The 12,340-nt window shown below is 64.7% G+C and carries 13 protein-coding genes; 3 read left to right on the top strand and 10 right to left on the bottom strand.

Annotated elements, in window-relative coordinates:
• The first annotated feature begins 96 nt into the window (after nt 1–96).
• Genes BSL82_RS07820 through BSL82_RS07830 form a run of 3 tightly spaced genes read left to right on the top strand, consistent with a single transcriptional unit; the run spans nt 97 to nt 2,270 of the window.
• Nucleotides 97–450: a GFA family protein gene (locus BSL82_RS07820; protein ID WP_072596775.1), complete on the top strand. Its 354-nt coding sequence runs from the start codon at nt 97–99 to the stop codon at nt 448–450.
• A 58-nt stretch (nt 451–508) separates the two neighbouring features.
• Nucleotides 509–1,828 (top strand): AmpG family muropeptide MFS transporter, encoded by a 1,320-nt coding sequence (locus BSL82_RS07825; RefSeq protein WP_072596776.1) that lies wholly within the window; start codon nt 509–511, stop codon nt 1,826–1,828.
• Nucleotides 1,829–1,862: 34 nt separating this feature from the next.
• Nucleotides 1,863–2,270 carry a VOC family protein gene (locus BSL82_RS07830; RefSeq protein WP_072596777.1) on the top strand — a complete coding sequence of 136 codons (408 nt, stop codon included), beginning with the start codon at nt 1,863–1,865 and terminating at the stop codon, nt 2,268–2,270.
• Nucleotides 2,271–2,288: 18 nt separating this feature from the next.
• On the opposite strand, the gene BSL82_RS07835 is transcribed toward BSL82_RS07830, so the two are convergent.
• From BSL82_RS07835 to BSL82_RS07880, 10 genes are all read right to left on the bottom strand, one after another.
• A complete protein-coding gene (locus BSL82_RS07835; protein ID WP_226998668.1) occupies nt 2,289–3,200 on the bottom strand; it encodes a flagellar motor protein MotB in 912 nt (303 codons plus the stop codon).
• A 124-nt stretch (nt 3,201–3,324) separates the two neighbouring features.
• The gene (gene motA / locus BSL82_RS07840) at nt 3,325–4,188 is read right to left on the bottom strand and encodes a flagellar motor stator protein MotA (RefSeq protein ID WP_072596778.1); all 864 of its coding nucleotides are present in this window, start codon (nt 4,186–4,188) and stop codon (nt 3,325–3,327) included.
• A 99-nt stretch (nt 4,189–4,287) separates the two neighbouring features.
• Nucleotides 4,288–5,217, bottom strand: coding sequence for a flagellar hook-associated protein FlgL (flgL, locus tag BSL82_RS07845; RefSeq protein WP_072596779.1), 930 nt, complete (start codon nt 5,215–5,217; stop codon nt 4,288–4,290).
• A gap of 6 nt (nt 5,218–5,223) precedes the next feature.
• Nucleotides 5,224–7,113 (bottom strand): flagellar hook-associated protein FlgK, encoded by a 1,890-nt coding sequence (flgK, locus tag BSL82_RS07850; RefSeq protein WP_072596780.1) that lies wholly within the window; start codon nt 7,111–7,113, stop codon nt 5,224–5,226.
• Nucleotides 7,110–7,439 (bottom strand): rod-binding protein, encoded by a 330-nt coding sequence (locus BSL82_RS07855; RefSeq protein ID WP_072596781.1) that lies wholly within the window; start codon nt 7,437–7,439, stop codon nt 7,110–7,112. The genes flgK and BSL82_RS07855 overlap by 4 nt, the downstream gene beginning before the upstream one ends.
• Before the next feature lie 106 nt (nt 7,440–7,545).
• Nucleotides 7,546–8,754, bottom strand: coding sequence for a flagellar basal body P-ring protein FlgI (locus tag BSL82_RS07860; RefSeq protein ID WP_418361274.1), 1,209 nt, complete (start codon nt 8,752–8,754; stop codon nt 7,546–7,548).
• Between the two features lie 10 nt (nt 8,755–8,764).
• Complete coding sequence (locus BSL82_RS07865) at nt 8,765–9,454, bottom strand: flagellar basal body L-ring protein FlgH (RefSeq protein ID WP_072596782.1); 690 nt, start codon at nt 9,452–9,454, stop codon at nt 8,765–8,767.
• Nucleotides 9,435–10,220 (bottom strand): flagellar basal-body rod protein FlgG, encoded by a 786-nt coding sequence (gene flgG, locus BSL82_RS07870; protein WP_072596783.1) that lies wholly within the window; start codon nt 10,218–10,220, stop codon nt 9,435–9,437. Before flgG ends, BSL82_RS07865 begins: the two co-directional genes overlap by 20 nt.
• Nucleotides 10,221–10,236: 16 nt before the next feature.
• Nucleotides 10,237–10,980, bottom strand: a complete 744-nt coding sequence (gene flgF, locus BSL82_RS07875; protein WP_072596784.1) for a flagellar basal-body rod protein FlgF — start codon at nt 10,978–10,980, stop codon at nt 10,237–10,239.
• 28 nt (nt 10,981–11,008) lie between these two features.
• Nucleotides 11,009–12,307, bottom strand: coding sequence for a flagellar hook protein FlgE (locus BSL82_RS07880; RefSeq protein ID WP_072596785.1), 1,299 nt, complete (start codon nt 12,305–12,307; stop codon nt 11,009–11,011).
• Between the last annotated feature and the right edge of the window lie 33 nt (nt 12,308–12,340).

The raw sequence follows: 12,340 nt of genomic DNA on the forward strand, positions 1-12,340 counted from the left end.
CTGACTGGAGCGGTGGACTGACTGGAACAATGCCGGGTTTGGCATAATGTTGCACGATCCGGTTCAAGGTGGGCAAATCGAGGAAAGGAACATGCCATGGCGTTACAGGGAAGCTGTCATTGCGGAGCGATTCGGTTTGAAGTCGATGCGGAACCGCCGGCCGAGGTGGTTGAATGCAACTGCTCCTACTGCCGCCGCCAGGGACGCAAATGGTGGTTTCTGCCGGACAGCCAGTTTCGACTAGTGACCGACGAGAACGCGGTGGCCAGCTATTTCTTTGGCGCCCACAAGATCGAGCATCATCACTGCGGCGTCTGTGGATGCGCGCCCTATTCTGAAGGCGCGAATCCCAATACCGGCGAACGGACTGCGGCAATCAACGTACGCTGCATTCCGGAGGTGGATATAGACTCGCTGCCGATACGCCGCGTCGACGGCGCAAGCTTTTAGGGTCCTGACCCTAAGCAAACGGCTTTCCTCCCGCGCACGTTCGGCTAAGTTGCGCCCGATGATCAGCCCCTTCGCCGCGCCGACCTGGCGTGACCGCCTACCGCAAGGCGTCCGTCCGTATCTGGAACCCGCGCCGTTGGCGGCGCTGTTTCTCGGCATCTCGTCGGGCTTTCCCTTCGCGATGCTCGCGGCGACGCTCACCAACCGGCTGTCGGAAGCGGGGATCGACAAGAAATCGATCTCGGCCTTCGCGCTCGCGCTGCTGATCTACAGCTTCAAATGGGCCTGGGCTCCGCTGGTGGACCGGGTCCACATCCCCATTCTCTCCGCCCGCTTCGGCCAGCGCCGCGCGTGGCTTTGGCTGGCCGGGTTCGCGGTGATGGCGGCCGTGGTGACGCTTGGCTTCGCCGATCCGGCGGCCGACATCCGCACCGTCGCCTATGCCGCGATTCTGCTGGGCTTCTGCGGCGCAACCTTCGACATCGTGATCGATGCCTACCGGATCGAGCTGTTGAAGCCGGAACAGCTGGGCGTGGGCTCCGGCATGTCGCAATATGGCTGGCGGATCGGGGCGGCGGTGGCCGCCTCGCTGGCGCTGTTCGTCGCGCTGCGGACTGACTGGACGCTTGGCTATATCGCCTGTGCGCCGCTTGCGCTTTCCGCCATGCTCGCCTCGCTGGTGATGGGCGAACCCGAACGGCATCGCGAGCCCACGCCCAAGCGGGGCATGGCCGAGCTGGTCGACGCCTTCGTCTCCCCGCTCAAGGACTTCTTCACTCGCGAGGGCGCGCTTGTCGTGCTGCTGTTCGTGCTGGTCCACAAGATCGGCGACACCATGGCCAATCTGATGATCCGCGACCTGCTCGTCGGCCTTGGCTTCACCAAGGACGAGATACTGGTGGGCGATGTCTGGGTTGGCTTCATCGCGCTGCTGGCCGGGATCTTCGTCGGCGGCTGGCTTTACGCGCGGCTCGGCATGAAGCGGTCGGTGATGATCAGCCTGCTCCTGATGGCGGTATCGAACCTGAGCTTTGCAGCGCTTGCGGCTGCGGGCCATTCGATGCCGTGGCTTGCGTTCACCATCGGCTTTGAAAACTTTGCAAGCGGCATCGGCGGCGTGGTGGTGGTGGCCTATCTGTCGGCGCTGTGCAACCTGGCGTTCACTGCGACGCAGTTCGCGCTTCTGTCGGCTGCGGCCGCGATTGTCGGACGCTTCCTCACCGGCACCACGGCAGGCGCGCTGATCGAAGGTATCGGCTATGTGGATTTCTATCTGCTGACGACCGCGCTCGCCTTGCCGGGCGTGATCATCTACTGGTTGATGATGCGGTCCGGCCTTGTCGACCGCTCGGTCGGGTCGGCCGCGAGAGAAGGCTGAACCCGACCCGGAGAAAGATGCAAAGGAGAGGTCCATGGCCGTCATCGGCATCGACCATGTGAACATCCGCACTTCGGATGTCGCCGCAACCCTCGGTTTTTTCAGGGATGTGCTGGAGATGACGGTCACGCCGCCGCCCGGCCGGTCCAGCATCAGCGACAGCGGATGGGTGCTGGACGGCAACGGCCATGCCGCGATCCATGTGGGGTCCACAAGCCTCGCCTTTCCGGGCGATGACAAGCAGGCCGCGGTGGCTTCGCGTGGCAGCGGCGCGGTCCATCATGTCGCGCTGAACTGCGGCGACTATGCAGCCACGCGCGACAGGTTCGCCCGGCTCGGCCTGAGCTTCACCGAAAACCATATTCGGGCAGCAGGGCTGCGGCAGATCTTCGTCCACGAGCCGAACGGCGTGCTGATCGAACTGAACTTCCGCGAGGCGTGACGCGCGACAGGCTGAACATCACTTGCCCGGCGTGCGGTACAGCAAGGTGACGCTGATCCGGCGGTTGCGCGGATCATAGGGGTTCTGGGCGTTGAAGGGCTCGCGGTCGGCGACGCCTTCCAGTCGGGCGAAGCGCGTCGGATCCACCCCATTGGTGGCGAGCATGGCCCGCGTCGCCTCGGCCCGCTGCGACGACAAGATCCAGTTGTTCATGCCCTGCGGCGTTCCGGGACGCGGATTATAGGGCAGGCTGTCGGTGTGGCCGCGCATCGCGATCGGGTTGGGCAGCGTAGAGATGGCGCCCCCGACCTCCACCAGCAGTTCGGCGGCTGCCCGCGACAGACGATTGGTGCCGATATCGAACATCGCGAAATCGGCCTCGTCCAATATCTCTATCCGCAGGCCTTCGGGCGTGATCGACAGGCGCACCTTGTCGCGCAGCTTCGCCAGATCGCCGTCGCGCGACATGCGCTGGCCAAGCTCGTTGGCGGCCTGCTCGAACCTTTTCTGGTCTTCCTTCTTCATCTGCTCGGTCCGGAGCCGTTCCTCCGGCGTCGGCGGCGCAACCTGCGCATACATTGTGACGGGCAGCACCCGCTGCGATCCGGCGGGCACAGCCTGGGGCGCATTGCCGTCGGGCGCCATCATCGCTCGGCCACCCATCACGCCGTTCGACCCGCCCGCCTTGGTGTGCTGGACCAGGGTGGGCGAGAAATAATCGGCGATGCCCTTGCGCTGATCCTCGTTGGTGGCGCCGACGATCCAGAGCAGCAGGAAGAACGCCATCATCGCGGTCACGAAATCGGCATAGGCGACCTTCCACGCGCCGCCGTGATGGCCGCCATGTCCGGCCACCGTGATCTTCTTGATGATGATCGGCGGCAGAACCTCTGATTCCGCGACCAACGGCTTCATCGGCTCGGCGCTCATCTTTCTGAATCCTTACGGATTGAGCGGTGCCAGCCCGCTCCCCCACCCGGCCACCCAGCGGCAGCATCCTGAACGGGTGGCCGGGTGGGGGGGCGGGCCGGTGCCGTAGCTGCGCGACCGCGCATTATTTCGCCCTCAGCCCGTCGAACACCTCGGCAAAGCCGGGCTGGTTCTTGTGGCTGATGCTGGTACGCGCCGCCTCGATCACGATCGGCTGCGGATTGCCGAACAGCGAGGATATGATGATCGCCTTGGCGACGTGATAGATCTCGCCGTCCTCCTCGACGATCTGCTCCAGGCGGCTGGCGAGCGGCGAGACGATGCCATAGGCGAGCAGCACGCCTAGGAAGGTGCCGACCAGCGCCGATCCGATCATGCCGCCAAGCACGGCGGGCGGCTGGTCGATCGATCCCATGGTCTTCACCACGCCAAGCACCGCCGCGACGATACCAAGCGCAGGAAGCGCGTCGCCCAGCGTCTGAAGCACCTTCACCGTCTTTTCGACGCCGTGATGGTGGGTCTTCAGCGCATTGTCCATGATCTCCTCGACTGCGTGGACGTTGAGCGTGCCCGACGACACGACCACAAGCCGGATCGCGTCGCAGATGAAATCGATCAGGAAATGGTCTTTCAGCAGCTTGGGATAATCGGCAAAGATGTTGCTGGACTGGGGATTTTCGATGTGCGCTTCCATCGCCACGGGGCCGTCGGTGCGCAGCATCTTCATCAGCTTGGCGGTGAGGAAGATGGTGTCGAGATAATCCTGCTTGAAATAGGTCGGCCCCTTGAAGACCTTGCCGACGCCGCCGCCTACCTGCTTGAGCAGGCCCATGGAGTTGCCCAGCAGCAGCGCGCCCGCCGCGGCACCGCCGATGATGAGCATTTCATGGGGGATGGCGTGAAACACCGGGCCGAGATGCCCGCCGGTAATGGCGAAACCGCCGAACACCATGGCAAACAGCACGATAAGCCCGATTGCCGCAAACATATTCCCGCCACCCCGATTAGATCACGCGTCTTTCCGCCTGATCTGTTTAACGACCCGATCCGGAAAAACTTTAGCCGCCGCCAGGTTAACGCTTCGCCATCAAAGATACTGGAAAAGCGACAGTTTCTTGATCTGCGCGAAGCTCTGCTGCGATGCCTGAAGCAGGGTCATCGCGCTTTGCAGCTGCGTGATCGCGCCCGCCACGTCGAGGCTTTCGATCTTGCTCTGGGCGATGGTCATCGTCGTCTCCAGCGTCTTCAGCCGCTCGCTTTCCGTATCCACCTGCGCCAGCCGCGAGCCGAAGATGGCGCGCTGGTCGATCAGCCGGTCCACCCCGGCGCTGAGGTCTGCAAGCGCCTTGTCCATGCTGGCCTGAAACGCCGGTTGATCGGCGGGCGTCAGCGGCGGATTGTCGAGCGCGTCCTTGAACTCCATCAGCGACTGGAAGATCGTCTGCCGGCCCGATGACGTGTCGATCGACAGCATCGAAAGGCCGCTCGCCCCCGTGGAGACGGTGACGTCTGCGTTGACCGGAACGCGGGGCGGCTCCCCGCTGCCCTGCCAGAGGATTGCGCCCGATGCGTCGCGCGCAAAGGCGGGTGCGCCGACCTGCGCGCCGGAGAAAATATAGTTGCCGGAGGAATCGCGCGTGTTCGCCAGCGCCAGCACCTGCTCGATGATCTGGGCCAGTTCGGTCGAGATATTCTGCCGGTCGGTTGCGGTCATGGTGCCGTTCGCCGCGATGATCGCAAGCTCGCGCGCCCGGACAAGCTGGTTCGACATGGATTCCGCCGCACTGTCGGCCAGCGAAATCTGCGTGGTGATCGTGTCCATGTTGCGGATGAACTGCTGGTTGTCGGTGATGCTGCGTTGAAGATCGACCACCCGGTTCGCGCCAAGCGGATCGTCCGACGGGCGCAGCACGCGCTTGCCGGTCGCGATCTGCGTCTGGAGCCGATCGATCGTCGATTGCAGGTCCGCCATGCGGCTGGTCTGCGAATTATAGGACTGGAAGCTGCCGATACGCATTGTTCATCACCGAATGTCGAGCATGGTCTGGAAGATCTCGCGCGCTGCCGCGATGATCTTTGCGCTGGCCTGATAGGCCTGTTGGAAACGGATGAGTTCGGCCGCTTCCTCGTCGAGATTGACGGCGGATGCGGAGTCGCGCGCCTCCAGCGCCTTGTCGCGGACGGCCTGGGCGGCGGTGGCGAGCGCCGTGGTGTCGCTGAGGTTGGTCGCGACCCGCGTCACCTCGCGCGTGAACTTGCCTTCAAATCCGGGGTTGCCGAGCCGCGTGTCGATGAGCGCCCGGATATTGCCGTTGTCGGCCATGCCGGCGGGCGTCGGCTGCACCGTGAAGCTGTCTCCGGGCTGGAGGCTGCCCGACAGCTGAACGTCAAAGCCGTTCACCGGAATCCATGCGCCCGGAACATAGGGGCCGCTCGCCAGCACGGTCGGCGGAACGGCAGTGTCGGCGGCGTCGATGATCTCATATATATTGCCCGCGCCGGCCTGAATGACGAAGCTGGAAGGCGCAGGCGCTGGAATGGCGGCCGCCGCCGGATTGGTGCGAACCGCGACCGTGCCGCTGCCCTCATTGTCCCCCGATATGCTGGCGGAAAAGGGCGCCGCGGCGGCGACCTCTGCCCCATCGTCGATCAGCACGCGCATGCCCGCAGCGCCGGTCTGCCCCTTGATCGCGAACCAGTCGCCGCCCACCGGCGCGCCGCCAAGATCGAGGTGGACCCCGTCAAGATCGAGCGAGTCCGTGCCAGACACCGACGCGCTGCCATCGGTGCGCGACAGCGTCCACTGGCTGGTCGTTCCGTCATAGCGAAGCTCGTAGCCGCCGGGGAAAACCTGCGTCTGGTCGGTCACCTCCATCCGCAACGTGGCCTGCCCCACATTGGTGCGCGACGGGGTGGCCGCAAGCGAACTGGTGGCGAACAGGTCCGCGCCCGGCTGGCCGTTCAGGTCAACGCCCTGGCGGTGCACGGCGTTGACCGTGGTGACGAACTGATTGGCGAGAGTGTCGAGCGCGGCGGCGCTGTCCGAAAGCTGGACATAGGCGTCGGCAAGGCCGGCGAGCGCGCCGCTGGCCGGGACCGAGATCAGCCCCGAATTGCCGAACGGGTCGAGCGTGAGCTGGATCTTGCCATTGGCTTCGGCCGCGCCGAGCAGCTTTGGCCCCCTCTGGTCGACAAGCAACGGCCCGTTGCTGTTGTCCAGCCGGACGTTGACCGTGCCGTCGGGCCTGATCTCCGCGTCGATCTTCACCAGCCCGGCCAGCTCCTGAAGCAGCCGGTCGCGGTCGTCCTCAAGCCCCGCGTTCTGCGAGGTGCCGTCGGCCGTGCGGCGCAGGCTGGAATTGAGGCTGGAAAGCGAACGGCCGATCTCGTTGATCCGCGCGACCGTCTGGTCGACGTCCTGCCTGATGCCGGTGCGCGTGCCCGCGAACGACTGGGCAAGCGAGCGGAACTGATCGGCGACCTTGCCCGCCGATGCCAGAAAGGCGTCACGCGCCGAGCCGGATGTCGGATCGGCCGCAAGGTCCTGCGCGGCGTTGTAGAAGCCGGTAAGCTGCCCGCCCAGTCCCTGGGAATCATTGTTGAGATAGGACTGGATCTGATCGAGCCAGCCCTGCCTGGCGGCCGCACGCGCATAATCACCCGCCGCCGTCCGGGCATCGTTGGTCAAAAAGCTGTTATAGGCGCGCAGCACGCCGGAGACGTTGACGCCCGAGCCTGCCTTCACGTCGCGCACCAGCGGATAGCCGGTGCCGGCGGACGGGTTCTCGGTCACCACCGCCTGACGGCGCGCATAGCCGGCGACGTTGGCGTTGGAGATATTCTCGCCGATGATGTCGAGCGCCGTCTGATAGGCGCGGACGCCCGCCGCGCCAAGGCCAAGCAGGTCGCTCATTCAGGCGCTCCCTTCGCTTCGTCCGTCGCCGCCATCGGCTGCGCCCGATCCAGAAAATCGGCCATCGCCTTTGCGATGCCAAGCGTGCCGCGCTTTGCCATTTCCTCGGAAAAGCGCGCGTCCTGCATGTCGCGGAAGGTCCTCATCGCGTCATTTTCAAACATGCCGCCGCCAAGGCTCGTCTTGCGCGCCTCCTTCAGCATCATGTTGACGAACACCGCCTCGAACTTCTGCGCCGCCTTTTCCAGATTGGCGCGGCTGGCGCGGCGGCTGTCGTCGACCGCCGCCGGTCCGGCAGACTGGATGCTGTTGATCGGTGCGGTCATCTTGCACATTCCTTCTGACCGTCATGCTGAACTTGGTTCAGCATCCATGAACGCCGCCGCGCAGGGATGTACGGTCCCGTGTTCATGGGTGGAGCAAACTTCATCCTCAAATCACGATCAGCTCGGCCTTGAGTGCGCCCGCCTGCTTGAGCGCCTCCAATATGGCCACGAGGTCGCCGGGGCTTGCGCCAAGCGCGTTCACCGACTTCACGATGTCGTCCAGCGCGACGCCGGGCGCGAAGAGGAACATGTTGCCGCCCTTCTGCTCCACCTCGATGCCGCTGTCGGCAACCACCGCCGTCTGCCCGCGCGAGAACGGTCCCGGCTGGCTGACCTGCGGATTTTCGGTGATCTTCACCGTCATGCTGCCGTGACTGACCGCCGCCGCCGAGACGCGGACATTGGCGCCGATCACGACCGTACCGGTGCGCGAATTGACGACGACGCGCGCGACCGGATCGGCAGGCCTCACTTCGATATTCTCTACGATCGAGACCAGGCTGATGCGCTGGCTGGCGTCCATCGGGGCCGACACCTGGATCGACACCGCATCGAGCGGCGAGGCAGCGCCTGGCCCCAACGTGCCGTTGATCGCTTCGGCAACACGCTTGCTGGTGGTGAAATCGGCCTCGCGCAGGTTGAACATCAGCGCGGGCGAGGTGTTGAACGGGGTGTCGACCATCCGCTCCACCGTCGCGCCATCGGGAATGCGGCCCGATGAAGGGACGTTCACGACCACCTGCGATCCGTCGCCGCCTTCCACGCCAAGCCCGCCGACGGCGAGGCTGCCCTGCGCCATCGCATAGGGCTCCCCGTCCGCGCCGACGAGCGGAGTCAAAAGCAGATTGCCGCCGCGAAGCGACTTGGCCTTGCCGATGGCGGAAACGGTGACGTCGATCTTCTGGCCCGGCTTTGCGAACGGCGGCAGATCGGCGGTGATCATCACCGCCGCCGCGTTCTTGAGGCTGGCCTTGACGTTGGGCGGGATGACGACGCCAAAGCGGGCGATCGCGCTCTTCATGCTCTGGATCGTATATTCCAGATTATCATCGCCGGTGCCGTTGAGGCCGACGACGATGCCATAGCCGACCAGCTGGTTCGTCCGGATGCCCGCGAAATTGCCCAGATCCTTGATCCGTTCGGCCGAGGCGGGCGTGGCGACAAGACAGAGTAGCGCCATGGCCGCGAGCCGCAAATGTTTCGTCACCCTGGCGAAGGCCGGGGTCCATGAACGCAGGCGGCCGCCAACACGGGCGCGGCGGTGTTCATGGATTCCCGCCTTCGCGGGAATGACGGGAAAAGGATCGGGATGCATGTTCAGCACCTCAAAACGGGGTGATCGCGGTGAAGAAGCGCTGCAGCCAGCCCATGCGGCTTTGCTGCGCTATCTCGCCGGTGCCGGAATAGGCGATGCGGGCGTCCGCCACCCGGGTGGAAAGCACGACATTCTCGGGCGTCACGTCCTGCGGGCGGACGATGCCTGCGATCTGGATATATTCCTCGCCCCGGTTCAGCTTCATCAGCTTCTGGCCGCGCACCAGCATCGTGCCGTTGGGATAGACCTGGGCGACGGTGACGGTGATCTGCCCGGAAAGCTGGTTCGATTGCGCGGCACCCCCCTGCCCCTTGAAGCTCTGTGCGCTGCCGCCCGAAAGCAGCCCGTCCGGCACCCATGAAAAGGGCTTAGCGTCCGGCAGGGTGAGGCTCATGTCGCTGTCGCGCGAGCTGGTGGCCGACGCCGTCTTCGACGCCTGGGTGCGCTCCACCAGCGCGATCGTCAGCACATCGCCCACGCGCCGGGCGCGATTGTCCTCCACCAGGCTCGCGAAGCGGCCGGGCTGATAGATCGCGCCGGTCGGCTGGGCGGGCTGGGTGACGGGCGGCGCATAGCTGGGCGCGAACTCCGCCGACGGCCGCTCATATGGCGCGGCGCAGGCGGCGAGACCGACGAGCGGAAGGACTGCGCCAAGCACGAACGGTTTGGGAGAACTGAAATTACATGTTCTGCGTGGCATATTGCATCATCCCGTCGACGGTGCTGATCACCTTGGAGTTCACTTCATAGGCGCGCTGGGTCTCGATCATGTTGACCAGTTCCTCGACCATGTTGACGTTCGAGGTTTCCAGCATGTTCTGGCTGATCTCGCCCAGGCCATCGATGCCCGGCGTGCCCGCCTGTGGCGCGCCGCTGGCGGCGGTCTCCGCGAACAGATTGTCGCCCAGCGGCTGAAGACCCGCCGGGTTCAGGAAGTTTACAAGCTCGATCTGGCCGATCTGGCTCGGCTGGGTGTCCCCGGGGACCATCACGGTCACCGTGCCGTCCTTGCCGATGGTGAGCGACTGCGCGCCTTCGGGGATGTTGATGTCGGGCTGAAGCGGATAGCCGTCGTTCGTCACCAGCCGCCCTTCGGAGCTGACGCTGAAGGAACCATCGCGCGTATAGGCGGTGCTTCCATCAGGCTTCTGCACCTGGAAGAAGCCCTGGCCGTTGATCGCCATGTCGGTCGGATTGTCGGTCGCCTGCATCGCCCCTTGCGTGTTGATCCGCTCGGTGCCGACCACCTTCACGCCCGTGCCGATGTTGAGGCCGGTCGCGTACTGGTTCGTCTGGTCGCTGTTCGCGCCCGCCTGCTTGTAGTTCTGGTACATCAGCGTCTCGAACTCGGCGCGGTCGCGCTTGAAGCCCGTGGTGTTGACGTTGGCGAGGTTGTTGGAGATCACGCGCATGCGCATGTCCTGCGCGTCCAGGCCGCTTCGTGCCGTATGCAAGGCAGAGGTCATTGCCGGTCCTTCCTGACTATTCGAGCTTCAAGAGCGACGTGCTGTTCACGTCCATATCGCGCACGCTGCTGACCAGCTGGACCTGCACCTCATAGGCGCGGGCCTGCTCGATCATCTGCACCATCGCGTCCATCATGTTGACGTTGGAGGATTCGAGGCTGCCGGTCTGGAGCTGCGCGGTCTGGTCCTGCGGCAGTTCCAGCCCGTCGTCGGACCGCATCAGATTGTCGAGGCCCTTCTTCAGCCTTGCCGGATCGCCGGTCACCAGCTTGATGCGGCCGATCTGCGTGACCTCGGTCGCTTCCGCGCCCTGCGGCTGAATGCTGACCGTGCCGTCCGCGCCGATCTCCACCTTGTTGGCGGGCGGCACCGTGATCGGCCCGCCCTCGCCGATGACGGGAAAGCCGTCGCCAGTCTCCAGCACGCCGGTCGCGCCGATCCTGAGATCGCCGCGCCGCGTATAGGCTTCGGTCCCGTCCGGCACCTGAACCGCCATCATGGCATCGCCCAGAAGCGCCACGTCCAGCGTGCGGCCGGTCTGGTTGATGACGCCCGTCTCCTGATCGGGAGCGAGTACGCCCTCCGCCGCCTGAATGCGGCTCTGGAACGACTCGCCGCCCTGCAGCACCCGGCTTTGCGACGCGCTGATGTCGCGCTTGAAGCCAAGGGTGGTCGCGTTGGCGACATTGTGCGCCAGCACGTCCTGCGCAGACATGGTGCTGCGCAGGCCGGACAGGGCGGTGTAGACGAGGCGGTCCATGATGGGCTCCGGTCCCGGTCAGATCGCGTTACGAGCGGATGTTGATGATGGCCGACGTCATCGTGCTGTCGGTCTCGATCGCCTTCGCATTCGCCTGGAAGTTGCGCTGCGCGGTGATGAGGTTGACCAGCTCCTCGGTGATGTCGACGTTCGACTGTTCAAGCGAGCCGGACCGGATGGTGCCGACGCCGCTCGACCCGGCTTCGCCAAGGATCGGCGCGCCGGACAGCCCGGTTGCGGTGTAATGGGCGTCGCCGGTCTGCTTCAGGCCGTTCAGGTTTGCAAAGCTCGCGACCGCCACCTTGCCGAGCGCCTGGGTCTCGCCATTGGTGAAGCTGGCGCGCACCACGCCGTCGCTGTCCACCGTGACGCTGTCCAGCCGGCCGGAAGGAAAGCCGTCCTGCGTGAACGATATGATGGAAAACGGATCGGAATATTGGGTGGTCGCAGTGCCGTGATCAAGCGATACCGTCAGCGGATCGCCGCCGGGGATCGGCAGCGGATTGAAGCCGATCCCGGTGGTGGGCGTCACGAGCTGGCCGTTGGTGTCGAAGCTCAGCTGCATCGGCGAAGCGCCGCTCGACGGCGTCAGTTCGGTCCCGTCCACGATCAGGTGGACATTCCAGTCGTTGGTGGTGGCCGCCGAATTGGAGCTGGAGGTGCGGACATAATAGATTTCCGCCGCCAGCGGATTGCCCAGCGAGTCATAGACCGTGGTCGACGTCATCTTGTTGTACGTCGTGGGGCTGTCCGGGTTGAACGTGTAGGGGTTCGTCACCGGATCGTAGATCGGGTTGTTGGGGATCACTTCCGCGTCGGACGGAAGGTTAAGCGCCAGGTTGATGCCCGTCGTCGCGCGGGGCTGGCCCGAGGTCAGCGGCAGGCGAAGCGCCCTTGTGTCGCTGATGCTGGTCGAAATGACGGTGCCGGAATCATTGACCGGATAGACCTGCAGCGCCTGGCCGCCGCTATCCACGACGAAGCGGTCGCTGTTGACGCTGAACGAGCCGTTGCGGGTGAAGCTCATGTCGGTGGTGCCGGACGTCGACTTCACCATGAAGAAGCCTTCGCCCATGATCGACATGTCCATCACGTTGAGCGACGACTGGATCGCGCCCTGGGTGAACTGCTGCTTAATCGTCTTCAGCGCCGTGCCCGAACCCGCGACGCGGCCCGCGCTCTGAAGCGCCGAGCTGGAGATGATGTCGCCAAACTCCGCGCGCGAACGCTTGAAGCCGATGGTGCCGACGTTGGCGATATTGTTTGATGTGGTCGAAAGGTCGGTCTGGGCGGCGTTGAGGCCGGTGAGCGAGGTGTACATTGCCATGACTGGTCTCCTTGGGAAGGCTTTGAAACGCTG

The organism is Tardibacter chloracetimidivorans (assembly GCF_001890385.1).
In the GTDB taxonomy this organism is placed as follows: Bacteria; Pseudomonadota; Alphaproteobacteria; order Sphingomonadales; family Sphingomonadaceae; genus Tardibacter; species Tardibacter chloracetimidivorans.

What these genes read in the sequence shown, in the direction of transcription:
- BSL82_RS07855 (WP_072596781.1), bottom strand. Translation starts at nt 7,439, where the DNA reads ATGACCGCACCGATCAACAGCATCCAGTCTGCCGGACCGGCGGCGGTC.
- flgK (WP_072596780.1), bottom strand. Translation starts at nt 7,113, where the DNA reads ATGAGCGACCTGCTTGGCCTTGGCGCGGCGGGCGTCCGCGCCTATCAG.
- motA (WP_072596778.1), bottom strand. Translation starts at nt 4,188, where the DNA reads ATGTTTGCGGCAATCGGGCTTATCGTGCTGTTTGCCATGGTGTTCGGC.
- BSL82_RS07835 (WP_226998668.1), bottom strand. Translation starts at nt 3,200, where the DNA reads ATGAGCGCCGAGCCGATGAAGCCGTTGGTCGCGGAATCAGAGGTTCTG.
- flgL (WP_072596779.1), bottom strand. Translation starts at nt 5,217, where the DNA reads ATGCGTATCGGCAGCTTCCAGTCCTATAATTCGCAGACCAGCCGCATG.
- BSL82_RS07825 (WP_072596776.1), top strand. Translation starts at nt 509, where the DNA reads ATGATCAGCCCCTTCGCCGCGCCGACCTGGCGTGACCGCCTACCGCAA.
- BSL82_RS07865 (WP_072596782.1), bottom strand. Translation starts at nt 9,454, where the DNA reads ATGCCACGCAGAACATGTAATTTCAGTTCTCCCAAACCGTTCGTGCTT.
- flgG (WP_072596783.1), bottom strand. Translation starts at nt 10,220, where the DNA reads ATGACCTCTGCCTTGCATACGGCACGAAGCGGCCTGGACGCGCAGGAC.
- BSL82_RS07880 (WP_072596785.1), bottom strand. Translation starts at nt 12,307, where the DNA reads ATGGCAATGTACACCTCGCTCACCGGCCTCAACGCCGCCCAGACCGAC.
- BSL82_RS07830 (WP_072596777.1), top strand. Translation starts at nt 1,863, where the DNA reads ATGGCCGTCATCGGCATCGACCATGTGAACATCCGCACTTCGGATGTC.
- flgF (WP_072596784.1), bottom strand. Translation starts at nt 10,980, where the DNA reads ATGGACCGCCTCGTCTACACCGCCCTGTCCGGCCTGCGCAGCACCATG.
- BSL82_RS07820 (WP_072596775.1), top strand. Translation starts at nt 97, where the DNA reads ATGGCGTTACAGGGAAGCTGTCATTGCGGAGCGATTCGGTTTGAAGTC.
- BSL82_RS07860 (WP_418361274.1), bottom strand. Translation starts at nt 8,754, where the DNA reads ATGCATCCCGATCCTTTTCCCGTCATTCCCGCGAAGGCGGGAATCCAT.